Source organism: Burkholderia pseudomultivorans, from assembly GCF_001718415.1.
Lineage (GTDB): Bacteria > Pseudomonadota > Gammaproteobacteria > Burkholderiales > Burkholderiaceae > Burkholderia > Burkholderia pseudomultivorans_A.
Genome location: NZ_CP013378.1, coordinates 3,545,676 through 3,570,521, shown reverse-complemented (window position 1 = coordinate 3,570,521; position 24,846 = coordinate 3,545,676). Strand labels below are relative to the sequence as shown.

General features: G+C 68.5%; 19 protein-coding genes. 10 read left to right on the top strand and 9 right to left on the bottom strand.

Features of this window, described 5'->3' with window-relative positions; all coding sequences use genetic code 11:
• Positions 1-57: 57 nt before the first annotated feature.
• Positions 58-537 carry a glutathione peroxidase gene (locus WS57_RS28790; protein WP_009695705.1) on the top strand — a complete coding sequence of 160 codons (480 nt, stop codon included), beginning with the start codon at positions 58-60 and terminating at the stop codon, positions 535-537.
• A gap of 36 nt (positions 538-573) precedes the next feature.
• Here WS57_RS28790 and cls read toward each other — a convergent pair whose 3' ends face one another.
• The 6 genes from cls to dapC all read right to left on the bottom strand — a co-directional run bounded on the left by cls (position 574) and on the right by dapC (position 6,749).
• Positions 574-2,013, bottom strand: a complete 1,440-nt coding sequence (gene cls, locus WS57_RS28785) for a cardiolipin synthase (protein ID WP_009695704.1) — start codon at positions 2,011-2,013, stop codon at positions 574-576.
• A 106-nt stretch (positions 2,014-2,119) separates the two neighbouring features.
• Positions 2,120-3,028: a 50S ribosomal protein L3 N(5)-glutamine methyltransferase gene (prmB, locus tag WS57_RS28780; RefSeq protein WP_009695703.1), complete on the bottom strand. Its 909-nt coding sequence runs from the start codon at positions 3,026-3,028 to the stop codon at positions 2,120-2,122.
• Positions 3,029-3,039: 11 nt separating this feature from the next.
• Complete coding sequence (gene dapE / locus WS57_RS28775) at positions 3,040-4,179, bottom strand: succinyl-diaminopimelate desuccinylase (RefSeq protein ID WP_009695702.1); 1,140 nt, start codon at positions 4,177-4,179, stop codon at positions 3,040-3,042.
• Positions 4,180-4,276: 97 nt separating this feature from the next.
• The gene (locus WS57_RS28770) at positions 4,277-4,645 is read right to left on the bottom strand and encodes an ArsC family reductase (protein WP_009695701.1); all 369 of its coding nucleotides are present in this window, start codon (positions 4,643-4,645) and stop codon (positions 4,277-4,279) included.
• Positions 4,645-5,472 carry a 2,3,4,5-tetrahydropyridine-2,6-dicarboxylate N-succinyltransferase gene (gene dapD, locus WS57_RS28765; RefSeq protein ID WP_009695700.1) on the bottom strand — a complete coding sequence of 276 codons (828 nt, stop codon included), beginning with the start codon at positions 5,470-5,472 and terminating at the stop codon, positions 4,645-4,647. The genes WS57_RS28770 and dapD overlap by 1 nt, the downstream gene beginning before the upstream one ends.
• Positions 5,473-5,516: 44 nt before the next feature.
• Positions 5,517-6,749 (bottom strand): succinyldiaminopimelate transaminase, encoded by a 1,233-nt coding sequence (gene dapC / locus WS57_RS28760; protein WP_069245184.1) that lies wholly within the window; start codon positions 6,747-6,749, stop codon positions 5,517-5,519.
• A 156-nt stretch (positions 6,750-6,905) separates the two neighbouring features.
• Between dapC and WS57_RS28755 the strand changes: the two genes are divergently transcribed.
• The 5 genes from WS57_RS28755 to def all read left to right on the top strand — a co-directional run bounded on the left by WS57_RS28755 (position 6,906) and on the right by def (position 15,696).
• Positions 6,906-7,847: a DMT family transporter gene (locus WS57_RS28755; RefSeq protein WP_009695697.1), complete on the top strand. Its 942-nt coding sequence runs from the start codon at positions 6,906-6,908 to the stop codon at positions 7,845-7,847.
• 139 nt (positions 7,848-7,986) lie between these two features.
• Positions 7,987-11,499 carry a chromosome segregation protein SMC gene (smc, locus tag WS57_RS28750; protein WP_069245499.1) on the top strand — a complete coding sequence of 1,171 codons (3,513 nt, stop codon included), beginning with the start codon at positions 7,987-7,989 and terminating at the stop codon, positions 11,497-11,499.
• An 84-nt stretch (positions 11,500-11,583) separates the two neighbouring features.
• Complete coding sequence (locus WS57_RS28745; RefSeq protein WP_069245183.1) at positions 11,584-12,903, top strand: cell division protein ZipA C-terminal FtsZ-binding domain-containing protein; 1,320 nt, start codon at positions 11,584-11,586, stop codon at positions 12,901-12,903.
• Between the two features lie 187 nt (positions 12,904-13,090).
• Positions 13,091-15,166 (top strand): NAD-dependent DNA ligase LigA, encoded by a 2,076-nt coding sequence (gene ligA / locus WS57_RS28740; protein WP_059512853.1) that lies wholly within the window; start codon positions 13,091-13,093, stop codon positions 15,164-15,166.
• The gene (gene def, locus WS57_RS28735) at positions 15,163-15,696 is read left to right on the top strand and encodes a peptide deformylase (RefSeq protein ID WP_009687504.1); all 534 of its coding nucleotides are present in this window, start codon (positions 15,163-15,165) and stop codon (positions 15,694-15,696) included. Before ligA ends, def begins: the two co-directional genes overlap by 4 nt.
• Positions 15,697-15,764: 68 nt before the next feature.
• Here the strand turns inward: def and WS57_RS36365 are convergent, their stop codons facing one another.
• Genes WS57_RS36365 through map form a run of 3 tightly spaced genes read right to left on the bottom strand, consistent with a single transcriptional unit; the run spans position 15,765 to position 21,115 of the window.
• On the bottom strand, positions 15,765-17,669 hold the full coding sequence (locus tag WS57_RS36365) for a pseudouridine synthase (RefSeq protein ID WP_081337676.1): 1,905 nt from the start codon (positions 17,667-17,669) through the stop codon (positions 15,765-15,767).
• 16 nt (positions 17,670-17,685) lie between these two features.
• The gene (locus tag WS57_RS28725) at positions 17,686-20,262 is read right to left on the bottom strand and encodes a [protein-PII] uridylyltransferase (protein WP_009691803.1); all 2,577 of its coding nucleotides are present in this window, start codon (positions 20,260-20,262) and stop codon (positions 17,686-17,688) included.
• A gap of 37 nt (positions 20,263-20,299) precedes the next feature.
• A complete protein-coding gene (map, locus tag WS57_RS28720) occupies positions 20,300-21,115 on the bottom strand; it encodes a type I methionyl aminopeptidase (protein WP_009691802.1) in 816 nt (271 codons plus the stop codon).
• A 377-nt stretch (positions 21,116-21,492) separates the two neighbouring features.
• Between map and rpsB the strand changes: the two genes are divergently transcribed.
• From rpsB to frr, 4 genes are all read left to right on the top strand, one after another.
• On the top strand, positions 21,493-22,233 hold the full coding sequence (gene rpsB, locus WS57_RS28715) for a 30S ribosomal protein S2 (RefSeq protein WP_009691801.1): 741 nt from the start codon (positions 21,493-21,495) through the stop codon (positions 22,231-22,233).
• 161 nt (positions 22,234-22,394) lie between these two features.
• Positions 22,395-23,276 carry a translation elongation factor Ts gene (gene tsf, locus WS57_RS28710; RefSeq protein WP_040128942.1) on the top strand — a complete coding sequence of 294 codons (882 nt, stop codon included), beginning with the start codon at positions 22,395-22,397 and terminating at the stop codon, positions 23,274-23,276.
• A gap of 156 nt (positions 23,277-23,432) precedes the next feature.
• Positions 23,433-24,146, top strand: coding sequence for a UMP kinase (pyrH, locus tag WS57_RS28705; RefSeq protein WP_006402648.1), 714 nt, complete (start codon positions 23,433-23,435; stop codon positions 24,144-24,146).
• Positions 24,147-24,246: 100 nt separating this feature from the next.
• Positions 24,247-24,807, top strand: coding sequence for a ribosome recycling factor (frr, locus tag WS57_RS28700; RefSeq protein ID WP_009694978.1), 561 nt, complete (start codon positions 24,247-24,249; stop codon positions 24,805-24,807).
• Positions 24,808-24,846 lie beyond the last annotated feature (39 nt).

Sequence of the window (24,846 nt, the reverse complement as noted above, 5' to 3'; positions counted from 1 at the left end):
ACCGGCGCGATTTCGCCTAGACTCCACGTCGATCCGGTTTCGAAAAAGGAGTATCCGATGTCCACCCTGTATTCGTTCAGCGCGCAGACGCTTGCCGGTGCGCCGGCGTCGCTCGATGCGTATCGCGGCAAGGTGCTGCTGATCGTCAATACCGCGAGCGAGTGCGGTTTCACGCCGCAGTACGCGGGGCTGCAGAAACTGTACGACCAGTACGCGACGCGCGGCTTCTTCGTGCTCGGCTTTCCGTGCAACCAGTTCGGCAAGCAGGAACCCGGCGACGCCGCACAGATCGGCGCGTTCTGCGAGCGCAATTACGGCGTCACGTTCCCGATGTTCGCGAAGATCGACGTGAAGGGCGAGCACGCACACCCGCTGTACCGCTACCTGACCGACGAGGCGCCCGGCATCCTCGGCCTGAAGGCGATCAAGTGGAATTTCACGAAGTTCCTGATCGACCGCGAAGGGCGCATCGTCAAGCGCTATGCGCCGTCGACCAAGCCCGAGGAGATCGCCGCGGATATCGAAAAGCTGCTGTGACGGCGGGGCCGCCGCCCCCGCACGGCCGGCCCGCCGCTACAGAATCGGTGCGAACAACCGCGCGACGTGCATCGCGATCCGGCGCCACGCAGGCGAGTGCCGGTATTCGTTCGTGTCGACCTCGTACGCCTGCGCGAAGTCGGCGTCGAGCATCGCTTCGACTTCGTCGGCAAACGCGCGGTCGATGGTCAGCACCATGATCTCGAAATTGAGCCGGAACGAGCGGTTGTCGAGGTTCGCGCTGCCGATCGCGGCCGCGATGCGGTCGACCAGCACGACCTTCTGGTGCAGGAAGCCCGGCCGGTAGCGGAACACCTTGACGCCGGCCTCGACGAGGTCGCGCGCATAGAGCTTGGACGCCTCGAACACGACATAGTGATCGCGCCGGCTCGGGATCAGGATGCGCACGTCGACGCCGCGCATCACCGCGAGCTTCAGCGCCGCGACCACGGCCTCGTCCGGCACCAGGTACGGCGTGGTGATCCATATCCGCTCGCGCGCCGCATGGATCGCCTCGACGAAGAACAGCGAGCCGGTCTCCTGCTTGTCGGCGGGCCCCATCGGCACCGCGAGGCAGTGCATGCCGTCGCCGGGCAGCGCGGCCGGCGGCGGGGCGAGCGGCGGCAGGTTCTGGGTCGCCCAGTGCCAGTCTTCCGCGAACACGTACTGGATGCTCGCGACGACCGGGCCGCGTATCTCGATATGGGTGTCGCGCCACGGCGACAGGCGCGGATTCGCGCCGAGATACTCGACGCCGACGTTGTGTCCGCCGACGAACGCGCGGTTGCCGTCGACGACGACGATCTTGCGGTGATTGCGGAAATTGAGCTGGAAGCGGTTGACGAACTTGCGATTGGTCGCGAACGGATGGACTTCCACGCCGCCCCGGCGCAGCGTGTCGACGTAGCTGTGCGGCAGATCGAAGCTGCCGATGCTGTCGTACAGCAGATAGCAGCGCACGCCGGCCGCCGCGCGCGCGAGCAGCGCGTCGCGCAGCATCTGGCCGAGCGCGTCGTCGCGCACGATGAAGAACTGGATGATCACGTAGGCGCGCGCGGCGTCGATCGCCGACAGGATCGCCGAGAACGTCGCGTCGCCGTTGACGAGCGTGCGCACCGCGTTGCCGCCGACGAACGGCATGCCGCCGAGCCGCGTGAGCGCAAGCACCGCCGATCGGCCGAGCGCGTCGCCGGCCGGACCGTCGGTTGCGTCCGCATCGAGCCACGGCGTGCGCTGCGTATGCGTGCGCAACGCTTCCGTCTCGTGGCGGCGTGCGTCGACGTAGCCGGAGAACTTGCTGCGGCCGAGGAACAGGTAGGGGATGAGCGTCAGGTACGGCATCGCGGCGAGTGAGACCGCCCATGCGATCGCGCCTTGCGAGGTGCGCGTGTTCAGGATCGCGTGGAATGCCGCGATGATCCCGAGCACGTGGATGGCCAGGATCAGCGTGCCGAGGTGTAGCCAGTCGAGGGTCATAGGCGCGTGACGGACTCCTGAAGTCATGCGGCGCGGCCGCCGCTTACGCGCATCTTACCCAACCGTGCGGCGCAGCGGTGTGCTGCGCCGCACGCAACGGTGCCCGTCAGGCCTTGCGCGGCAGGTCCGATGCCTGGATCAGGAACACGCTGTCTTCGCCCGCGCTGGTGGGCAGCCACGTCAGCTCGAGGCCGCCGAACGCGGCTTCGACGTGCTCGCGCTCGTTGCCGATCTCGACGACGAGCACGCCGTCGTCGTGCAGCCAGCGGTGTGCGTCGGCGACGATGCGACGCACGATGTCCATCCCGTCGTCGCCGCCGGCCAGCGCCATCTCGGGCTCGTGGCGGTATTCGGGCGGCAGCGCGGCCATCGACGCGGCGTTCACGTACGGCGGGTTGGTCAGGATCACGTCGTAGCGCGTGTCGGGTTCGGCGCGGAACGCGGGCAGCGGCGCGTAAAGATCGCCGCGGTGCAGCGTGATGCGATCGCCGAGGCCGTAGTCCTGCACGTTGATCGCGGCGACTTCGAGCGCCTTGTCGGACAGGTCGACCGCATCGATCTCGGCGTTCGGGAACGCGCTCGCCGCGAGGATCGCGAGGCAGCCGGAGCCCGTGCACAGCTCGAGCACCGCGCCGACCTGCTCGGGATCGGCGACGTACGGCTGCAGCCCGTCGTCGAGCAGCTCGCCGATGAACGAGCGCGGCACGATCACGCGCTCGTCGACGTAGAACCGGTGGCCGTGCATCCACGCTTCGTGCGTGAGGTAGGCGGCCGGCACGCGCTCGGTCGCGCGGCGTTCGATCACGGCGAGCACGGCCTCGATCTCGTCGGGCAGCAGCCGCGCGTCGAGGAACGGCTCGAGCGTGTCGAGCGGCAGGTCGAGCGTGCGCAGGACCAGGTAGGCCGCTTCGTCGTACGCGTTGTCCGAGCCGTGGCCGAATGCGAGCTTCGCCTTCGAGAAGCGCGTGACCGCGTAGCGCAGCAGGTCGCGAACGGTTGCAAAAGGTGTCGTCATGCGAGGCTCCGTCAGGCGATCAGTTGTTCAAGCACGCGGCGATACACGTTCTTCAGCGGGTCGATGAAGCGCAGCTCGATGTGCTCGTCGATCTTGTGGATGCTGCCGTTCGGCGGCCCGAACTCGATCACCTGCGGGCAGATGCGCGCGATGAAGCGGCCGTCCGACGTGCCGCCCGTCGTCGACAGCTCGGTCGTGAGGCCCGTCTCGGCGTGGATCGCGTTCGACAGCGCGTTCGACAGCTCGCCGCGCGGCGTCAGGAACGGCAGGCCGCTTACCGACCACTTCAGCGTGTAGTCGAGGCCGTGCTTGTCGAGGATCGCGTGCACGCGCGCCTGCAGGCCTTCGACCGTGCTGGCCGTCGAGAAGCGGAAGTTGAACAGCAGCTCGGCGTGGCCGGGAATCACGTTGGTCGCGCCGGTGCCCGCGTGCAGGTTCGACACCTGCCAGGTGGTCGGCGGGAAGTATTCGTTGCCTTCGTCCCACCGTTCGGCGGCGAGCTCGGCGAGCGCCGGCGCGAGCAGGTGGATCGGGTTCTTCGCGAGATGCGGATAGGCGATGTGGCCCTGCACGCCCTTGACGATCAGCTCGCCCGACATCGAGCCGCGGCGGCCGTTCTTGACGACGTCGCCGAGCTCGGCGGTCGAGGTCGGCTCGCCGACGATGCAGTAGTCGACGCGTTCGCCGCGCGCTTCGAGCAGTTCGACGACCTTCACGGTGCCGTCGGTGGCCGGGCCTTCCTCGTCGCTCGTGATCAGGAACGCGATCGCGCCGCGGTGGCCGGGATGCGCGGCGACGAATTCCTCGGCGGCAACGACGAACGCCGCGAGCGAGGTCTTCATGTCGGCCGCGCCGCGGCCGTACAGCTTGCCGTCGCGATGCGCGGGGATGAACGGCGGCGAGGTCCACTGCTCGAGCGGGCCGGTCGGCACGACGTCGGTGTGGCCCGCGAACGCGAGCAGCTTGCCGTCGCGGCCGTCGGCGCCGCGCTTGACGGCCCACAGGTTGGTCACGCCGTGCGACGCGATGGTCTCGCATGCGAAACCGAGCGCGGCGAGGCGCTCGGTCATGATCTGCTGGCAATGCTGGTCGTCCGGCGTCACGGACGCGCGGGCGATCAGTTGTTCGGTAAGGGCTAGGGTGGCGGACATGGTTCGGACCACTTTCGATAAAAAATGCCGGCGCGGTGGCCGGCAGCGATGGGACGTCGGGCGCTGCGCGAACCGATGCCGCGCAGCGCGGGCGCCGCTACGCGGCGAACAGCGCCGCGTACTGGTCGGCCGCGAAGCCGAGCGATTTCACGCGACCGTTGACGACGAGCACGGGGCGCTTGATGACCGACGGCTTGTGGATCATCAGCGCGACCGCGCCGGCCTGCGTTTCCGCGGCGGCCTTCATGGCGTCGTCGAGGCCGCGCCACGTGGTGCCGCGCTTGTTGACGAGCGCGTCGAGCGAGACGTCCTTCAGCCAGTCCTCGATCAGCGGCGCGCTGACGCCGGCCTTCTTGAAATCGTGGAACTCGAACTCGACGCCGTGATCGTCGAGCCACACACGGGCTTTCTTCACGGTGTCGCAGTTCGGAATGCCGTAGACGACCACGGTGCGCGGCTTGGCCATCAGTCGCCTCGCAGCAGCTCGTTCAGGCCGACCTTCGCACGCGTCTTCGCGTCGACCTTCTTGACGATCACCGCGCAGTACAGGCTGTGCGAGCCGTCCTTCGACGGCAGGTTGCCCGCGACCACGACCGAGCCGGCCGGGATGCGGCCGTAGCTGACTTCGCCGGTTTCGCGATCGTAGATCTTGGTGCTCTGGCCGAGGTACACGCCCATCGAGATCACCGAGTTCTCCTCGACGATCACGCCTTCGACGACTTCCGAGCGCGCGCCGATGAAGCAGTTGTCCTCGATGATGACCGGGTTTGCCTGCAGCGGCTCGAGCACGCCGCCGATGCCGACGCCGCCCGACAGGTGCACGTTCTTGCCGATCTGCGCGCACGAGCCGACAGTGGCCCACGTGTCGACCATCGTGCCTTCGTCGACGTAGGCGCCGATATTCGTGTACGACGGCATCAGCACGACGTTCTTCGCGATGAACGAGCCGCGGCGCGCGATCGCCGGCGGCACGACGCGGAAGCCGCCCGCGGCGAAGTCTTCGGCCGTGTAGTTCGCGAATTTCGACGGCACCTTGTCGTAGAACTGCGAGTAGCCGCCGGCCGGCATCGGCGCGTTGTCCTCCAGGCGGAACGACAGCAGCACGGCTTTCTTCAGCCACTGGTGCACGGTCCAGTTGCCGTCGATCTTCTCGGCGACGCGCAGCGCACCTTTGTCGAGTTGCTCGATCGCGTGAGCGACGGCTTCGCGGACTTCGGCGGGCGCGGCCTTCGGCGACAGCTCGGCGCGGTTTTCCCAGGCGGTATCGATGATTTGCTGAAGTTGTTGCGACATGTTCGTTTTCGCAGGAGATGGATGGAATTGATCGGGAAGGACGATTAACGCGCGAGACCGCGGCAGAAATCGACGATGCGTTGCGCGCCCTCGACGCATTCGGGGGTGCCCGCGACGAGCGCGATCCGGATGAAATCGCGGCCCGGATTCGTGCCGTGCGCGTCGCGCGCCAGGTACGAGCCGGGCAGAACCGTCACATTATAGTCGTCGTACAGGCGGCGGGCGAACTCGGTGTCCGACAGGCCGGTGCGCGCGACGTTCGCCCACAGGTAGAACGCGGCGTCCGGCAGCTTCACGTCGATCACCTCGGCGAGCATCGGCGTCACGGTGCTGAACTTCTGCAGGTACAGCGCGCGGTTCTCGCGCACGTGCGCCTCGTCGTTCCACGCGGCGATGCTCGCGTGCTGCCACACGGGCGACAGCGCCGCGCCGTGGTACGTGCGGTACAGCAGGAATTGCTTCAGCAACGCCGCGTCGCCGGCGACGAAGCCCGAGCGCATGCCGGGCACGTTCGAGCGCTTCGACAGGCTCGACAGCATCACCAGACGCTCGAAGCCGCGGCCGAGGCGGTGCGCGGCCTCGAGGCCGCCGAGCGGCGGCGCGGCTTCGTCGAAGTAGATTTCCGAATAGCATTCGTCGGACGCGATCACGAAGCCGTGGCGATCCGACAGCGCGAACAGCTCGCGCCAGTCGTCGAGCGTCAGCACCGCGCCGGTCGGGTTGCCCGGCGAGCACACGTACAGCAGCTGGGTGCGCGCCCAGACCTCGTCGGGCACGGCCGCGTAGTCGCACGCGAAGTTGCGGGCCGGATCGCTGTTCGCGAAATAGGGCTCGGCGCCGGCCAGCAGCGCCGCGCCTTCGTAAATTTGATAGAACGGATTCGGACAGAGTACGATCGCTTTCTTGCCGCTTTCGGCCGGACGCGCGTCGATCACCGTCTGCGCGAGCGAGAACAGCGCCTCGCGCGACCCCGACACCGGCAGCACCTGCGTGGCCGCGTCGATCGACGGCAGCCCGTAGCGGCGTTCGAGCCAGCGCGCGATCGAGGTGCGCAGCGCGTCCGAGCCGGCCGTGGCCGGATAGGCGGCGAGGCCGTCGAGCGCGGCCACCACCGCGTCGCGGATCAGCGCCGGGGTCGGGTGCTTGGGCTCGCCGATGCCGAAGCTGATCGGTTTCAGGCCGGCCTGGGGTGTCACGTCCTTGAACAGGGCGCGCAGCTTTTCGAAGGGATAGGGCTGGAGCGAGTCGAGTCGAGGGTTCACGGGCGAAGCGGCCATCGCGGCCGGTTGGAGCGAAAGGAGCGGCGGCGCGCCGCGCGGCTGCGAACGGCGCCGGCGGCGCGCGAGTCGCAGCCGACGATTATAACGTGACGAACTGCGGACACGGCCTGCCGGAACGGCGGCCGGCCGGACGAATAAAGGGTATCGAAGCAAATGAATAACGCGGTACGCGGCAGCCTGCCGACACTGGCGATCCTGATCGGCGCCTCGGTATGGGGCCTGATCTGGTATCCGCTGCGGATCCTCGCGTCGCTCGGCGTGACGGGCACGCTGGCGAGCGCGCTGACGAGCGTCGTCGCGTTCCTGTTCGTGATCGTCGCGCGGCACCGCACCATCGCGACGCTGCGCTGGCACTGGGTGCTGCCCGGGATCGCCGTGACGGCCGGCGTGACGAACCTCGGCTTCGTCTGGGGCACGATCCACGGCGAGGTGCTGCGCGTGATGCTGCTGTTCTACCTGACGCCCGCGTGGACCGCGATCTATGCGCACTTCCTGCTGCGCGAGCGGCTGACCTGGGCCGGCGCCGGGCTCGCGGCGCTGTCGATCGGCGGCGCGATGCTGATGCTGTGGTCGCCGCAGCTCGGCATGCCGCTGCCGGCCGATCTGGCCGAATGGGCGGGGCTGGCCGCCGGGCTGAGTTTCGCGATGAGCAACGTGCTGGTGATCAAGGCGAGCCGCGAGCTGCCGGAGATGCGCGCCGAGATGCGCACCGCGACGCTGTTCGGCGGCGCGGCCGTGTTCGGCGCGGTCGCGTCGCTGTTCGAAGGGCTGCCGGCCATGCCGGCGGGCGGCCAGCTCGGCGTCGCGGCGCTGATCGTCGTCGCGATCGGCGTGACGATGGCGTCGAACAACCTGCTGGTGCAGTACGGGCTCGCGCGCGTGCCGGCCAACCGCGCGTCGATCATCATGCTGTTCGAGATCGTGATCACCGCGCTGTCGGCCTGGGTGTTCGCGCACGAGCTGCCGAGCGCGCGCGAGTGGGCGGGCGGTGCGTGCATCGTGCTCGCGACGCTGCTGTCGAGCCGGGTCCACCGCTCGGCGCCCGCGCAGGGCAAACCCGGCGACGGTCAGGACGGCGCACGCGCGATGGTATGATTGAAGCCGTTTGCGGGGCCCAACGCTTCAGTGCGCGGCCCCGTTTTTGAATTCCGGAGGCGCGCGGCGCGAACGGGCCGTCTGGTCCGGCGTCGCGCGCCGCTGTTCGTTTCACCTCTTCTTCACATCCGATACCGCCGTGCGTCTGAGCTCGATCAAACTCGCTGGCTTCAAATCCTTCGTCGATCCCACGCATTTCCAGGTTCCGGGCCAGCTTGTCGGCGTGGTCGGCCCGAACGGATGCGGCAAGTCCAACATCATCGACGCCGTGCGCTGGGTGCTCGGCGAATCGCGCGCCTCCGAGCTGCGCGGCGAGTCGATGCAGGACGTGATCTTCAACGGCTCGACCGCCCGCAAGCCCGGCAGCCGGGCGAGCGTCGAGCTGATCTTCGACAACTCCGACGGCCGCGCGGCCGGGCAGTGGGGCCAGTATGGCGAGATCGCCGTGAAGCGCGTGCTGACGCGCGACGGCACGTCGAGCTACTACATCAACAACCTGCCGGCGCGCCGCCGCGACATCCAGGACATCTTCCTCGGCACCGGCCTTGGCCCGCGCGCGTACGCGATCATCGGGCAGGGCATGATCGCGCGGATCATCGAGGCGAAGCCCGAGGAGCTGCGCGTGTTCCTCGAGGAAGCCGCGGGCGTGTCGAAGTACAAGGAGCGCCGCCGCGAGACCGAGAACCGCCTGCACGACACGCGCGAGAACCTGACGCGCGTCGAGGACATCATCCGCGAGCTCGGCGCGAACCTCGAGAAGCTCGAGGCGCAGGCGGTCGTCGCGACCAAGTACAAGGAACTCGTCGCCGACGGCGAGGAGAAGCAGCGCCTGCTGTGGCTGCTGCGCAAGAACGAGGCCGCCGGCGAGCAGCAGAAGCAGCAGCGCGCGATCGAGCAGGCGCAGATCGACCTCGAGGCGCAGACCGCGAAGCTGCGCGAAGTCGAGTCGCAGCTCGAGACGCTGCGCGTCGCGCACTACGCGGCGAGCGACGCGATGCAGGGCGCGCAGGGCGCGCTGTACGAGGCGAACGCCGAAGTCAGCCGCCTCGAGGCGGAGATCAAGTTCATCGTCGAGTCGCGCAACCGCGTGCAGGCGCAGATCGCCGCGCTGAACGCGCAGCGCGAGCAGTGGCGCGCGCAGGCCGAGAAGTCGCAGGACGAACTCGAGGCAGCCGAAGAGGCGCGCGCGATGGCCGACGAGAAGGCCGCGCTCGCCGAGGACGACGCCGCGGCCAAGCACGACGCGCTGCCGGCGCTCGAGGCGCAGTGGCGCGACGCGCAGGCGCAGCTCAACGACGAGCGCGCGCGGATCGCGCAGACCGAACAGTCGCTGAAGCTCGAGGCCGCGCACCAGCGCAACGCCGATCAGCAGCTGCAGCAGCTGCAGCAGCGTCACGAACGGCTGAAGGCCGAGGCGGGCGGGCTCGACGCGCCGGACGAGGCGCAGCTCGAGGAACTGCGCATGCAGCTCGCCGAGCAGGAGGAAATCCTGGCCGAGGCGCAGGCGCGCCTCGCCGACGCGCAGGAGACGGTGCCGCGCCTCGACGGCGAGCGCCGCGCCGCGCAGGAGCGCGTGCAGGCCGAAAGCGCGCAGATCCACCAGCTCGAGGCGCGCCTCGCCGCGCTGAAGCAGCTGCAGGAAAACGTTCAGACGGAAGGCAAGGTGCAGCCGTGGCTCGACAAGCACGAGCTTGGCGCGCTGCCGCGTCTGTGGAAGAAGCTGCATGTCGAGCCGGGCTGGGAAGCGGCGCTCGAAGCGGTGCTGCGCGAGCGCCTTGCCGCGCTCGAAGTGTCGAATCTCGACTGGGTGAAGGCGTTCGCGACCGATGCGCCGCCCGCGAAGCTCGCGTTCTACGCGCCGCCGGCCGCCGGCGAGCCGCCCGCGGCCGTGCCCGGGCTGCGCCCGGTGCTGTCGCTGGTGCGCATCGACGATGCGGGCATCCGCGCGGTGCTGAACGACTGGCTCGGCAACGTGTACGTCGCCGACGACGTCGCGCAGGCGCTCGCGACGCGTACGCAGCTGCCGGCGGGCGGCGCGTTCGTCGTGAAGGCCGGCCACATCGTCACGCGCGTCGGCGTGCAGCTGTACGCGGCCGACTCGGAGCAGGCCGGGATGCTGGCCCGCCAGCAGGAAATCGAGAACCTGACGCGCCAGGTGCGTGCGCAGGCGCTGCTCGCCGACGAGGCGCGCACCGCGGCAGTGCGCGCGGAAGCCGCGCATACGCAGGCCACGCAGGCGCTCGGCGACGTGCGCGCGCAGGCCGAACGCGCGACGCAGCGCGTGCATGCGCTGCAGATGGAGGTGCTGAAGCTCGCGCAGGCGCACGAACGCTACACGCAGCGCAGCACGCAGATCCGCGAGGAGCTCGAGGAGATCGGCGCGCAGATCGACGAGCAGCGCGCGCTGCGCGCGGAGTCGGAAGCGAATTTCGAGCGCTTCGACGGCGAGCTCGCCGAATTGCAGGCGCGCTTCGAGGACAACCAGCTCGCGTTCGAGGCGCTCGACGAGTCGCTGACGCAGGCGCGCCAGCAGGCGCGGGATCTCGAGCGCGGCGCGAACGACGCACGCTTCGCCGCGCGCAACGCGGCGACCCGGATCGACGAGCTGAAGCGCAGCATCCAGGTCGCGCACGAGCAGAGCGAGCGGGTCGCAGCATCCCTGGAAGACGCGCGCGCCGAACTCGAGACGATCAACGAGCAGACTGCCCACACGGGCCTGCAGGACGCGCTCGAGATTCGCGCGGTGAAGGAAGAGGCGCTGCAGGCCGCGCGCATCGAGCTCGACGACCTGACGTCGAAGCTGCGCGCGTCGGACGAGCAGCGCCTGGTCGCCGAGCGTTCGCTGCAACCGCTGCGCGACCGCATCACCGAGCTGCAGCTGAAGGAACAGGCCGCGCGCCTGTCCGTCGAGCAGTTCGCCGAGCAGCTCGCGGCGGCCGAGGTCGACGAGGAGGCGCTGCGCGAGAAGCTGACGCCCGACCTGAAGCCGTCGTACCTGCAGGGCGAGGTCACGCGCCTGAACAATGCGATCAACGCGCTCGGCCCGGTGAACATGGCCGCGCTCGACGAACTGAAGGCCGCGAGCGAGCGCAAGGTGTTCCTCGACGCGCAGTCGGCCGACCTGACCGACGCGATCACGACGCTCGAGGACGCGATCCACAAGATCGACCAGGAAACCCGCACGCTGTTGCAGGGAACCTTCGACGAGGTCAACCGTCATTTCAGCGACCTGTTCCCGCGTCTGTTCGGCGGCGGCCAGGCGAAGCTGATCATGACGGGCGACGAGATTCTCGATGCCGGCGTGCAGGTGATGGCGCAGCCGCCCGGCAAGAAGAACGCGACGATTCACCTGCTGTCGGGCGGCGAGAAGGCGCTGACGGCCACTGCGCTGGTGTTCGCGATGTTCCAGCTGAACCCGGCGCCGTTCTGTCTGCTCGACGAGGTCGACGCGCCGCTCGACGACGCGAACACCGAGCGTTTCGCGAACCTCGTGCGCGCGATGTCCGACAAGACGCAGTTCCTGTTCATCTCGCACAACAAGATCGCGATGGAGATGGCGCAGCAGCTGATCGGCGTGACGATGCAGGAGCAGGGCGTGTCGCGGATCGTCGCGGTGGACATGGAAACCGCCGCGGGTTTTGCCCAGAATTGACGTTTGACGAAACCGGACCGCGGGCGCGCGGCGCATGGGCGCCCGTTCGCGGATCCGATCAGAAGAATTGCTGATGGAGCGTGCATGGACGAGTTGACACTCGGTTTGATCGGCGCGGGCGCCGTCGTGGTGGGCGGCGTCGTGGTCTACAACGCATGGCAGGGCGCGAAGGTGCGGCGCAGGATGCCGCGGCCGATGCCGGAAGAGGCGGCGGAGGCGATGAATCGCCCCGAGCGCGACGAGGATCTGCCGTTCATCGAGCCGGTTCGCCAGCCGGTGCGGCGCGAGCCCGTCGCGCCGGCAGCCGCCGGCAGCGCGCCGGTCGAAGCCGCGCGCGTCGAGCCGACGTTCGGCGGCGCCGCGCCGGCCGACACGCTGGCCGACCTGCAGGCCGAGGCGACGGGCAGCGACGTGCCGGTCGACGCGGCCGAGACCACCGAGTCGACGCATTCGGCCGAGCCGGCCAAGGCGTCCGAGCCGGCCGTCGCCGGCGAAGGCGCGGCCGCGGCCGAGCATCCGGCGTCGTCCGAATCTGCCGAACGTGCCGAGCCGGTCCTGCCGGCCGCGACGACGATTTCGTCGGCGCCGCCGACCGTCGTCGATCGCCGCATCGACTGCATCGTGCCGATCCGCCTCGGCGCGCCGCTGCCGGGCGACAAGATCCTGCCCGTCGCGCAGCGGCTGCGCCGCGCGGGCAGCAAGCCGGTGCATATCGAGGGCAAGCCGGAAGGCGGCCACTGGGAACTGCTGCAAAACGGCGTGCGCTACGAGGAACTGCGCGCGGCCGCCCAGCTCGCGAACCGCAGCGGCGCGCTGAACGAGCTCGAGTTCTCCGAATTCGTGACGGGCGTCCAGCAGTTCGCCGACGCGATCGACGGCGCGCCCGAATTCCCGGACATGATGGAAACCGTCGCGATGGCGCGCGAGCTCGACGGCTTCGCGGCGCAGTGCGACGCGCAACTGTCGATCAACGTGATGTCGGACGGCGCGCCGTGGTCGGCGAACTACGTGCAGGCCGTCGCATCGCAGGACGGGCTGCTGCTGTCGCGCGACGGCACGCGCTTCGTGAAGCTCGACGCGAAGCAGAACCCGGTGTTCATGCTGCAGTTCGGCGACACGAACTTCCTGCGCGACGACCTGACGTACAAGGGCGGCAACATGATCACGCTGGTGCTCGACGTGCCGGTTGCCGAAGAGGACATCCTGCCGTTCCGGCTGATGTGCGATTACGCGAAGTCGCTGTCCGAGCGGATCGGCGCGCGCGTCGTCGACGACTCGCGCCGGCCGCTGCCGGAGTCGACGCTGCTCGCGATCGAGCAGCAGCTGATGAAGCTGTACGCGAAGCTCGAGCAGGCGGGCATTCCGGCCGGTTCGCCGGTCACGCGCCGCCTCTTCAGCCAGTAACGCGAACGCGCGGGCGGCGGGCTTCGGCCGGCGTCGCCCGCTGCTGCGGCGCACCGCGCATGCGGCACTGCAGCGAGCCCCGCAGGCGCCGATGGCGGGCCGAATGCGTCCCTATTGAGCGCCCCGCCATGGCGCCAAACTGAGATAATCTGACATTCGATTTTCTCAGAAAGCATCTGCCGCCAGCATGGCCCGAACCCCAGCCGAACCGCCAGCCAGCCAGCCCGACGCGCGCGCCGCGTGGCTGCGCGACCAACTTCAGCAGGCGAACTACGCCTACTACGTGCTCGACCAGCCCGATCTGCCGGACGCCGAATACGACCGGCTGTTCGCCGAGCTGCAGCAGCTCGAAGCCGATCATCCCGAATTCGTGACGCCCGATTCGCCGACGCAGCGCGTGGGCGGCGAGGTGGCAAGCGGTTTCACGCCGGTGGTTCACGATGCGCCGATGCTGTCGCTGAACAACGGCTTCGCGGACGACGACATCGTCGCGTTCGACAAGCGTGTGGCCGATGCGCTCGGCAAGGCCGTCGACCTGGCTGGCTCGGTGACGGACCCGGTCGAATACGCGTGCGAACTGAAGTTCGACGGGCTCGCGATCTCGCTGCGCTACGAGCGCGGCGTGTTCGTGCAGGCGTCGACGCGCGGCGACGGCACGACCGGCGAGGACGTGACCGAGAATGTCCGCACCATCCGTTCGATTCCGCTGAAGCTGAAGGGCGCCGACGTGCCGGCCGTGCTCGACGTGCGCGGCGAGGTGCTGATGTTCAAGCGCGATTTCGCACGCCTGAACGAACGCCAGCGCGCGGCCGAGCAGCGCGAATTCGCGAACCCGCGCAACGCGGCGGCCGGCAGCCTGCGCCAGCTCGATCCGAAGATCACCGCGCAGCGGCCGCTGTCGTTCTTCGCGTACGGGATCGGCGTGCTCGACGGCATGCCGATGCCCGACACGCACAGCGGGCTGCTCGACTGGTACGAGACGCTCGGCCTGCCGGTGAACCGCGAGCGCGCGGTCGTGCACGGCGCGGACGGGCTGCTCGGCTTTTTCCGCAAGGTCGGCGAGAAGCGCGACGGGCTGCCGTACGATATCGACGGCGTCGTCTACAAGGTGAACCGGCGCGACGAGCAGGATCGGCTCGGCTTCGTGTCGCGCGCCCCGCGTTTCGCGCTCGCGCACAAGTTCCCCGCGCAGGAAGCGCTGACGAAGCTCGTCGCGATCGACGTGCAGGTCGGCCGCACCGGCGCGATCACGCCGGTCGCGCGGCTCGAGCCGGTGTTCGTCGGCGGCGCGACCGTGACCAACGCGACGCTGCACAACGAGGACGAAGTCCGCCGCAAGGATATCCGCATCGGCGACACGGTGATCGTGCGGCGCGCGGGCGACGTGATTCCGGAGGTGGTCGGTGCGGTGCTCGACCGGCGTCCGGCCGATGCGGCCGAATTCGTGATGCCCACCGAGTGCCCGGTGTGCGGCTCGAAGATCGAGCGCCTGCCCGACGAGGCGATCGCGCGTTGCACGGGCGGGCTGTTCTGCCCGGCGCAGCGCAAGCAGGCGCTGTGGCACTTCGCGCAGCGCCGCGCGCTCGACATCGACGGGCTCGGCGAAAAGATCATCGACCAGCTCGTCGAGCTGAACTTGGTGCGCACGCCGGCCGATCTGTTCAATCTCGGCTTCGCGACGCTCGCCGAGCTCGACCGGTTCGCCGAGAAGTCCGCGCAGAACCTGCTCGATTCGCTCGAGAAGGCGAAGCACACGACGCTCGCGCGCTTCATCTACGGGCTCGGCATCCGCCATGTCGGCGAGTCGACCGCGAAGGACCTCGCGAAGCACTTCGGTTCGCTCGACCCGATCATGAACGCATCGATCGACGAGCTGCTCGAAGTCAACGACGTCGGGCCGATCGTCGCCGAATCGATCCACCAGTTCTTCGCGGAAGAGCACAACCGGACCGTGATCGAACAGCTGCGCGCGCCGGGCAAGGTCACGTGGCCGGAAGGGCCGCCCGCGCCGAAGGCGCCGCAGGGCGTGCTGGCCGGCAAGACGGTCGTGCTGACCGGCACACTGCCCAACCTCACGCGCGACGCGGCGAAGGAGATGCTGGAGGCGGCGGGCGCGAAAGTGGCGGGTTCGGTGTCGAAGAAGACGGATTACGTGGTCGCGGGCGCCGAGGCCGGCAGCAAGCTGGCGAAAGCGGAGGAACTCGGTATTCCCGTGCTGGACGAAGAAGGGCTGCACCAACTCCTGGAGGGTCATGCGCGATGATTCGCGAAATCCTGAAGATGGGCGATCCGCGCCTGCTCGAAGTCGCCCGGCCGGTCGAGCGGTTCGACACGCCCGAGCTGCACGAGATCGTCGCGGACATGTTCGAGACGATGCATCACGCGAACGGCGCCGGGCTGGCCGCGCCGCAGATCGGCGTCGGGCTGCAGATCATCATCTTCGGCTTCGGCAGCAACAACCGTTATCCGGAGGCGCCGCCGGTGCCGGAAACCGTGCTGATCAACCCGAAGCTCGAATACATGCCGCCGGACATGGAAGAGGGCTGGGAAGGCTGCCTGTCGGTGCCGGGCATGCGCGGCGTGGTCAGCCGCTACGCGAAGGTGCGCTACAGCGGCTTCGACCAGTTCGGCGCGAAGCTCGACCGCGTCGCCGAGGGCTTCCACGCGCGGGTCGTGCAGCATGAATACGACCACCTGATCGGCAAGCTGTATCCGATGCGGATCACCGACTTCACGCGCTTCGGCTTCACCGAGGTGCTGTTCCCGGGGCTCGATCCGGCCGCCGACGACTGAGCATGAAAAAGCCCGCTTGCGCGGGCTTTGTTCATTGATGGCTTCGGCGCGGGCGGGGCCGGCTGCCGTCAGAACGACTCGTCGGCCGACAGGTAGCGCCACTGGCCCTGCGGCAGCGCGCCCAGCATCACGCGGCCCATGCGCACGCGCTTCAGGCCGATCACCTCGAGGCCGACCAGTTCGCACATGCGGCGGATCTGGCGCTTGCGACCTTCGCGCAGCACGAAGCGCAGCTGTTCGCCGTTCTGCCAGCTCACCATCGCGGGCTTCAGCGCGACGCCGTCGAGTTCGAGGCCGTGACGCAGTTTCGCGAGCGATTCGGCGGGGAAGTGCTGGTCGATGTCGGTCAGGCGCTCGCCGAATTTCACGCGCACCAGGTATTCCTTGTCGACGTCCGACTGTTCGCCGATCAGCTGCTTCGCGATCCGGCCGTTCTGCGTGAGCACGAGCAGGCCCGTCGAATCGATGTCGAGCCGCCCGGCCGGCGCGAGCGTGCGCAGGTGCTGCGGCGAGAAGCGCAGCGGCGAACGGTCGCCGCTCCAGTGGTTGTCGCGCGTGATCAGCACGGCGGCCGGCTCGTAGCCGTCCTCGGCCTGGCCCGACACGTAGCCGACCGGCTTGTGCAGCAGGATCGTCACCTGCGCGGCCTGGGCGGCCTGCGCGCGTTCGTCGATCTCGATGTGCTGGTCGGCGCGCACCTTGGTGCCGAGCGTGTCGATGCGTTCGCCGTCGACGAGCACCCAGCCCTTTTCGATCCATTCGTCGGCTTCGCGGCGCGAGCACAGGCCGAGTTCGGACATGCGCTTCGACAGGCGCATCAGGCCGGTTTCGTCGCCATGGTCGACGTCGGTGGCGCGGCGCTTGACCGGTTGCGCGGTCTTGATGCCGGCGCCCGGCCGGCGCTCGGTGCTGTCGCGCGACGGGCGTGCCGGGCGCTCGCCGAAGCTGCGCTTTGCGCCTTCGCTGCCTGCCGTGTCGCGGTAGGGGGCGCGCTTGCCGCCTTCCGCGCTGGTGCTGGCGCGGCGCGGCCGGGCCTCGTCGTCGCTGCGGCGCGCCGGACGATCGGACGACGTGCGGCGCTCGCCGAAGCTGCGCTTCGCGCCTTCGCTGCCCGCCGAGTCGCGGTAGGGTGCGCGCTTGCCGCCTTCCGCGCCGGTGCTGGCGCGGCGCGGCCGCGCGTCGTCGTCGCTGCGGCGCGCCGGACGGTCGGACGACGTGCGGCGCTCGCCGAAGCTGCGCTTCGCGCCTTCACCGCTGGCCGTATCGCGATAGGACGGGCGCTTGCCGCCTTCCGCGCCGGTGGTGGCGCGGCGCGGGCGGGCCTCGTCATCGCTGCGGCGTGCCGGACGATCGGACGACGTGCGGCGTTCGCCGAAGCTGCGCTTTGCGCCTTCGCTGCCCGCCGAGTCGCGGTAGGGTGCGCGCTTGCCGCCTTCCGCGCCAGTGCTGGCGCGGCGCGGCCGGGCGTCGTCATCACTGCGGCGTGCCGGACGATCGGACGATGTACGGCGCTCACCGAAGCTGCGCTTCGCGCCTTCACCGCTGGCCGTATCGCGATAGGCCGGGCGCTTGCCGCCGTCCGCATCGGGCTTGCCACGGTTGAACGTGCGCTCGCCCGCGGGCTTCGCATCCGCACCGCGGTACGAACGGGCTTCGCCGCGCGGCGCCGGCTTGCCGTCGGCGCTGCGCGACGGCCGGCCTTCGCCGGCACGTCCCGCGCCGCCGTCACGCGGCGCGCGCTTTGCCGTGGCCCGATCCGCGCCCGGACGCGCTTCGCCCGCGGCGCTGCGCGGCCTGGACGCGCGCTCGCCGGCTGCCTTCGGGGCGGCCGCCGGCTTCGGACGGGCCGGCTTGTCTGCCGCGGCGGGCGCAGCGGGGCGCACCGGCTTGCGGGCGACGAGGCTGCCGGAGCGGACAGGTGCGCGGGTCGGCGACGCCGGCCGCGGATTCTTGACGGTCAATTTGGTGCGCATAAACGCTGGGATTCATTCAGACTGCGATCGCGCGCAGCAATTCGGTTTCGAGCTGGATCTGCAGACGGTTGTCGGACAGGCCGGCACCGTCGAGCAGGAAGACGTCCTCGACGCGTTCGCCGAGCGTATTGATCCGCGCCGCATGGACGCCGACCCGGTGCTCGGCCAGCACGCGCGCGATCGAATAGAGAAGGCCCGGCCGGTCGTTGGCGGACACGGACAGGATGTAGTACTGGCCGCGCTCGTCGGCCCGCAGGTCGACGCGCGGCGTGATCGGGAATGTCCGCGACAGCCGCGACAGGCGGCCCTTGGACGGCTCCGGAAGCGGCGCGGCCTCGGCCAGGCGCGCCGCGAGCTGCTGCTCGACGAGGTTCGCGATATCGCGGTAGCGCACGTCCTGCTCGGTGCGCGTGACGATGAAGTTGTCGAGCGCATAGCCGTGCCGCGTCGTGCTGACGCGCGCGTCGAGCACCGACAGCCCGTTGCGGTCGAAATACGCGCAGATGCCCGCGAACAGGTCGGGGCGGTCCTTCACGTAGACGAGCACCTGCAGCGCGTCGCCGACCGGCGACGGCCGCGCGCGCACGATCGCGGTTTCGGCGTTCACGTGGCGGTACAGCACGCGCGTCTGCCACGCGATGTCGGCCGCGTCGTGGCGCAGGAAGAAGCCGACGTCGAGCTGGTCCCACAGCGCGCGGTGCGCGTCGTCGGGCACGGTCTCGAGGCGCAGCAGCGCGAGCGCCTGCTCCTGCCGCGACTTCAGTTCCGAATGCGCATCGGGGTTCGCGCCGCCGAGCACCGCCAGCGTGATGCGGTAGAGATCCTCGAGCAGCTTGCCCTTCCATGCGTTCCAGACCTTCGGGCTGGTGCCGCGGATGTCGGCGACGGTCAGCAGGTAGAGCGCGGTGAGCCGGCGTTCGTTGCCGACGAGCTCGGCGAAGCGCTTGATGACTTCCGGATCGCTGGTGTCCTGCTTCTGCGCGACCTGGCTCATCGTCAGGTGATGCTGGACCAGCCAGACGATCAGCGCCGCGTCGTCGCCGGTAATGCCGTGTTCGCGGCAGAAGCGCCGCGCATCGGCCATGCCGAGCGTCGAGTGGTCGCCGCCGCGGCCCTTCGCGATGTCGTGGAACAGCGCCGCGACGTACAGCACCCACGGGCGCTCGAAGTTGCCGATCAGCTGGCTGCAGAACGGGTACTCGTGCGCGTGCTCGGCGACCGCGAAGCGGCGGATGTTGCGCAACACCATCAGGATGTGCTGGTCGACCGTGTACACGTGATACAGGTCGTGCTGCATCTGGCCGACGATGCGGCGGAAATTCAGCAGGTAGCGGCCCAGCACGCTCGTCTGGTTCATCAGCCGGAACGCATGCGTGATGCCTTCGGGCTGCTGCAGGATCTGCATGAACGTGTGGCGGTTCTGCGGATCGCGCCGCCACACGTCGTTCATGATCTCGCGCGAGTTGTACAGCGCGCGCAGCGTGCGCGCGGACAGCCCCTTCACGCCGCGGGTCGTCTCGTACAGCAGGAACGCTTCGAGGATCGCGTCGGGATGGCGCTCGAACACGCCGTCGTCGACGATTTCCAGCATCCCCTGCTTTTCGACGAAGCGATCGGGCGACAGCACGCGCGTGATGCCGCTGGTGGCCGGGAACAGCTGCGCCTCGATGTTCTGGATCAGGATCGTCGCGAGCTGCGTGACGGCCTTCGCCGCCCAGTAGTAGCGGCGCATCAGCTGCTCGCTCGCGCGCTTGGCCGGCGTCGGCGTGTAGCCGAAGCTCTCGGCCGCCTGCGTCTGCAGATCGAACACGAGCATGTCCTGGCGACGGCCGGCGATCACGTGCAGCCGCGCGCGCAGCGTCTTCAGGAACCCTTCGTTGCGGCGCAGCTCGCGCGCCTCGCGATCGGTGATCAGCCCGCGCGTGTCGAGTTCGCGCCAGCTGCTGCCGAAGCCGGCCGCGCGCGCGATCCACAGGATCGTCTGCAGGTCGCGCAGCCCGCCCGGGCTTTCCTTCACGTTCGGCTCGAGGCTGTACGGCGTGTCCTGGAACTTCGCGTGACGCTGGCGCATCTCGAGCACCTTCGCGGTGAAGAACGCGCGCGCGTCGAGCGCCTCGTGGTAGCGCACCGTGAAGCGCTCGAACAGCGCGGTGCTGCCGACGATGCGGCGCGCTTCCAGCAGGGAAGTCTGCACGGTGACGTCGTGCGACGCCTCCTCGATGCACTGCGCGACCGTGCGCACGCTGCTGCCGATCTCGAGGCCGAGATCCCACGCCATGCCGATGAAGCGCTCGATGCGCGCGTCGAGCGCTTCATCGTGCGGGTCGGGCAGCAGCACCAGGATGTCGACGTCGGAATAGGGCGCGAGTTCGCCGCGCCCGTAGCCGCCGACGGCGACCAGCGCGAGCGTCGCGGGCAGCCCGCAGTCGTCCCAGACGCGCCGCAGCGCGTCGTCGGTGAGCTTCGACAGTGCGTGCATCAGCGGCGCGACCTGGGTCGCGCCGCGGAAGCGTTCGAGCAGGTCGGCCTTCGCGGCCTTGAATTCGGCGCGCCGCGACAGCGCTTCGGTCGAGGGGGCGGCGTGAGCGCTCATGGGCGGGCGATCGGGAGCGGGTGGGGCAGCGGCCGCGTCAGACGGCGGCGGCGGGTTGCGCGAACACCGGGCGCGCCGGCGTGCCGGCCGACACGGTCAGCACCTCGTAGCCGGTCTCGGTGACGAGCACCGTGTGTTCCCACTGCGCGGACAGGCTGCGGTCGCGCGTCTTGACCGTCCACTGGTCGGGCATCGTGCGGATGTCGCGCTTGCCGGCGTTGATCATCGGCTCGATCGTGAAGATCATGCCGGGTTTCAGTTCGACGCCGGTGCCCGGCCGGCCGTAGTGGACGACCTGCGGATCCTCGTGGAACACCGTGCCGATGCCGTGGCCGCAGTACTCGCGCACGACGCTGTAGCCCTGCGCTTCCGCATGCTTCTGGATCGCATGGCCGATGTCGCCGAGATGCGCGCCCGGCTTGACCTGGTCGATGCCGAGCCACATGCACTCGTAGGTGGTCTGCACGAGGCGCTTCGCGAGGATCGACCCTTCGCCGACGATGAACATGCGGCTCGTGTCGCCGAAATAGCCGTTCTTGATCACGGTGATGTCGATGTTCAGCGCGTCGCCGTTCTTGATCACCTTCTCGCCGGGAATGCCGTGGCAGATCACGTCGTTGACCGAGATGCAGGTGGCCTTCGGGTACGGCGGATAGCCGGGCGGCTGGTAGTTCAGCGGCGCGGGGATCGTGCCCTGTTCGTTGAGCATGTACTCGTGGCAGAGGCGGTCGAGTTCGGCCGTCGTGATGCCGGCGACGACATGCGGCGTGATGAAGTCGAGCACTTCGCTCGCGAGACGGCATGCGACGCGCATCTGGGCGATATCGTGTTCGTTTTTGAGCGTAATAGCCATCGAGGTGTGCCTGGAATGCGGTGAATTGACGGATTATCGCACCTTATGGCGGGCGTCGCAGCCCCTTGCGGCCGCGCGGATGCGGGTTTTCGCCGATTGTCCGGCCTGCCGGCGCGCGGCAGGCGAAAGTGCCGGGCGACTTGAGGGGCGACAAATCGACGTGCTATACTCTCTGGCTAAGTCGATATCCAAATGCCGTCATGCCCGATGCGGGTGGCGGCATGGTGGTGAAAGGCTTGCGGCACGGGCATTTCCGCACGTGCCGAATCGCAAGCCGGTGCAACCAGGGTGCCGGCCGCGCGCACGAGGGCCTTTCGGGGCGCGTTCGCGCGGCGGTACGGCGCCGGCTTAAGACCCAACCCTCGTGGAGAATTTACATGGCAGTCACGATGCGCCAAATGCTGGAAGCGGGTGTCCACTTCGGTCACCAGACGCGCTTCTGGAACCCGAAGATGGCTCCGTTCATTTTCGGTCACCGCAACAAGATTCACATCATCAACCTCGAAAAGACGCTGCCGATGTACAACGACGCACTGAAGTACGTGCGTCAGCTGGCAGCGAACCGCGGCACGATCCTGTTCGTCGGCACGAAGCGCCAGTCGCGCGACACGATCGCTCAGGAAGCGCAGCGCGCAGGCATGCCGTACGTGAACGCACGCTGGCTCGGCGGCATGCTGACCAACTTCAAGACGCTGAAGGTTTCGATCAAGCGCCTGAAGGACATGGAAGCCGCAGTCGAGGCGGGCGAGCTCGAGAAGATGAGCAAGAAGGAAGCGCTGCTGTTCGAGCGTGAAATCGCCAAGCTGCAGAAGTCGATCGGCGGCGTGAAGGACATGGGCGGCATTCCGGACGCGATCTTCGTGGTCGACGTCGGCTATCACAAGATTGCGATCACCGAAGCGACCAAGCTGGGCGTGCCGGTCATCGCCGTGGTCGATACGAACCACTCGCCGGAAGGCGTGGACTACGTGATCCCGGGTAACGACGACTCGAGCAAGGCTGTCGCGCTGTACGCGGAAGGCGTGGCCGACGCGATCCTCGAAGGCCGTGCGAACGCGGTCAACGAAGTGGTCCAGGCAGTGCGCGGCGACGACGAGTACGTCGAGGAAAACGCGTAATCGGCCCCGAGCCGGCGCAAAAAGGGGGCTCTCAACAGGCCCCCTTTTTTTAAGCTTTGCGCCGGACCCGATTGCGCCGAATCGGTGCGGGTCCGGAACCGAATCTCGGCCGTTCGCGTCCAAGCGGGCGGCGTTGTGAATACAGACTCAAGGAGCGAATGATGGCGGCAATTACCGCAAGCATGGTGGCAGAACTGCGCGCAAAGACCGACGCACCGATGATGGAGTGCAAGAAGGCGCTGACGGAAGCCGACGGCGATCTGGCCAAGGCTGAAGAGCTGCTGCGCGTCAAGCTCGGCAACAAGGCAAGCAAGGCGGCATCGCGCGTGACGGCCGAAGGCGTCGTCGCATCGTTCGTCGGCGGCAATGCCGGCTCGCTCGTCGAACTGAACTGCGAAACCGACTTCGTCGCGAAGAACGACGACTTCCTCGCATTCTCGAAGACGGTCGCCGAACTCGTCGCGACGCAGAACCCGGCCGACGTGGCTGCGCTGTCGGCGCTGCCGCTCGACGGCAAGACGGTCGACGAAGTGCGCCTCGCGCTGGTCGGCAAGATCGGCGAGAACATCTCGATCCGCCGTTTTGTGCGCTTCGAGACCGCGAACAAGATCGCGACCTACCTGCACGGCGCGCGCATCGGCGTGATCGTCGAGTACACGGGCGCGGACGAGCAGGTCGGCAAGGACGTCGCGATGCACATCGCGGCGATGAAGCCGGTCGCGCTGTCGGCTGCCGACGTGCCGGCCGAGCTGATCGACACGGAACGCCGCGTGGCCGAGCAGAAGGCTGCGGAATCGGGCAAGCCGGCCGAGATCGTCGCGAAGATGGTCGACGGCAGCGTCCAGAAGTACCTGAAGGAAGTCTCGCTGCTGAACCAGACGTTCGTGAAGAACGACAAGCAGACGATCGAGCAGATGCTGAAGGCAGCCAATGCGGCAGTGCAGAAGTTCGCGCTGTTCGTCGTCGGCGAAGGCATCGAGAAGCGCCAGGACGACTTCGCCGCCGAAGTGGCCGCGCAAGTCGCAGCAGCAAAGCAGCAGTAAGCAGTCAGGCAGTATCCGCGGCGGGCGTCCGCTCCGCCGCGGCCGGCGGCGCCGCCGGCCGGCCGGGAAACCCGGTCCGACCGGCGGCGCTTGCCCGAATCAGTATTTCGCCCCTACAGTTCGTGGTTGTCATCCTCTCGTCGCTCGGAAGCCCCTATGTCCAATGCCTATAAACGCGTCCTCCTCAAACTCTCCGGCGAAGCGCTGATGGGCGACGATGCCTTCGGCATCAATCGCGCGACGATCGAACGGATGGTGGCCGATATCGCCGAAGTCGTGCGTCTGGGCACGCAGCTGGCGGTCGTGATCGGCGGCGGTAACATTTTCCGCGGCGTCGCGGGCGGCGCGGCCGGCATGGACCGCGCGACGGCCGACTACATGGGGATGCTGGCGACGATGATGAACGCGCTGGCGCTGCAGGACGCGATGCGCCACGCCGGCATCGAGGCGCGCGTGCAGTCCGCGCTGCGCATGGACCAGGTCGTCGAGCCGTACATCCGGCCTCGCGCGATCCGCCAGCTCGAGGAAGGCCGCGTCGTGATCTTCGCGGCCGGCACCGGCAACCCGTTCTTCACGACCGACACGGCCGCCGCGCTGCGCGGTTCGGAAGTGGGCGCCGAGGTGGTGCTGAAGGCGACCAAGGTCGATGGCGTATATTCTGCCGATCCGAAGAAGGATCCGTCGGCCACGCGCTACACGACGATCAGCTTCGACGAGGCGATCAGCCGCAACCTGCAGGTGATGGATGCGACCGCGTTCGCGCTGTGCCGCGACCAGAAGCTGCCGATTCGCGTGTTTTCGATCAACAAGCCGGGCGCGCTCAAGCGCATCGTGCTGGGTGAGGACGAGGGTACGCTCGTCCACGTGTAAACTCCCGCGGATGCGGGTAGCCGGCGCGGGCATCCGGCCGCGGCGCGCGCAGCGCCGGGCGGCCTGCGTTATTTGAAGGTTTGAAGGTTCGGAGGTTGAAATGAGTGTCGCTGATGTCAAGAAGGGCGTCGAGCAGAAGATGCAGCGCTCGATCGAAGCATTCAAGAACGATCTGGCGAAGATCCGTACGGGCCGTGCGCACACCGGCCTGCTCGATCACGTGCAGGTCGACTACTACGGCTCGATGGTGCCGATTTCGCAGGTTGCGAACCTGACGCTCGTCGACGCGCGCACGATCGGCGTGCAGCCGTGGGAAAAGAACATGGTCGCGAAGGTCGAGAAGGCGATTCGCGAAGCCGATCTGGGCCTGAACCCGGCGACGGCCGGCGACCTGATCCGCGTGCCGATGCCGGCGCTGACGGAAGAACGCCGCCGCGAGCTGACCAAGGTCGTGAAGGGCGAGGGCGAGACCGCGAAGGTCGCGATCCGCAACCTGCGCCGCGACGCGAACGAAGCGCTGAAGAAGCTCGTGAAGGACAAGGAAATCTCCGAAGACGACGAGCGCCGCGCGGGCGACGACGTCCAGAAGCTGACCGACAAGCACGTGGCCGAGATCGACAAGCTCGTGCAGACCAAGGAAGCCGAGATCATGACGGTCTGACGACCGTCTTCGCGCGCCGCCTTCTTCCCGCATTCCTGT

Excerpts from the sequence above, each read along its gene's own strand:
- WS57_RS28790 (WP_009695705.1), top strand. The coding sequence starts at position 58 with ATGTCCACCCTGTATTCGTTCAGCGCGCAGACGCTTGCCGGTGCGCCG.
- cls (WP_009695704.1), bottom strand. The coding sequence starts at position 2,013 with ATGACCCTCGACTGGCTACACCTCGGCACGCTGATCCTGGCCATCCAC.
- prmB (WP_009695703.1), bottom strand. The coding sequence starts at position 3,028 with ATGACGACACCTTTTGCAACCGTTCGCGACCTGCTGCGCTACGCGGTC.
- dapE (WP_009695702.1), bottom strand. The coding sequence starts at position 4,179 with ATGTCCGCCACCCTAGCCCTTACCGAACAACTGATCGCCCGCGCGTCC.
- WS57_RS28770 (WP_009695701.1), bottom strand. The coding sequence starts at position 4,645 with ATGGCCAAGCCGCGCACCGTGGTCGTCTACGGCATTCCGAACTGCGAC.
- dapD (WP_009695700.1), bottom strand. The coding sequence starts at position 5,472 with ATGTCGCAACAACTTCAGCAAATCATCGATACCGCCTGGGAAAACCGC.
- dapC (WP_069245184.1), bottom strand. The coding sequence starts at position 6,749 with ATGGCCGCTTCGCCCGTGAACCCTCGACTCGACTCGCTCCAGCCCTAT.
- WS57_RS28755 (WP_009695697.1), top strand. The coding sequence starts at position 6,906 with ATGAATAACGCGGTACGCGGCAGCCTGCCGACACTGGCGATCCTGATC.
- WS57_RS28745 (WP_069245183.1), top strand. The coding sequence starts at position 11,584 with ATGGACGAGTTGACACTCGGTTTGATCGGCGCGGGCGCCGTCGTGGTG.
- ligA (WP_059512853.1), top strand. The coding sequence starts at position 13,091 with ATGGCCCGAACCCCAGCCGAACCGCCAGCCAGCCAGCCCGACGCGCGC.
- def (WP_009687504.1), top strand. The coding sequence starts at position 15,163 with ATGATTCGCGAAATCCTGAAGATGGGCGATCCGCGCCTGCTCGAAGTC.
- WS57_RS36365 (WP_081337676.1), bottom strand. The coding sequence starts at position 17,669 with ATGCGCACCAAATTGACCGTCAAGAATCCGCGGCCGGCGTCGCCGACC.
- WS57_RS28725 (WP_009691803.1), bottom strand. The coding sequence starts at position 20,262 with ATGAGCGCTCACGCCGCCCCCTCGACCGAAGCGCTGTCGCGGCGCGCC.
- map (WP_009691802.1), bottom strand. The coding sequence starts at position 21,115 with ATGGCTATTACGCTCAAAAACGAACACGATATCGCCCAGATGCGCGTC.
- rpsB (WP_009691801.1), top strand. The coding sequence starts at position 21,493 with ATGGCAGTCACGATGCGCCAAATGCTGGAAGCGGGTGTCCACTTCGGT.
- tsf (WP_040128942.1), top strand. The coding sequence starts at position 22,395 with ATGGCGGCAATTACCGCAAGCATGGTGGCAGAACTGCGCGCAAAGACC.
- pyrH (WP_006402648.1), top strand. The coding sequence starts at position 23,433 with ATGTCCAATGCCTATAAACGCGTCCTCCTCAAACTCTCCGGCGAAGCG.
- frr (WP_009694978.1), top strand. The coding sequence starts at position 24,247 with ATGAGTGTCGCTGATGTCAAGAAGGGCGTCGAGCAGAAGATGCAGCGC.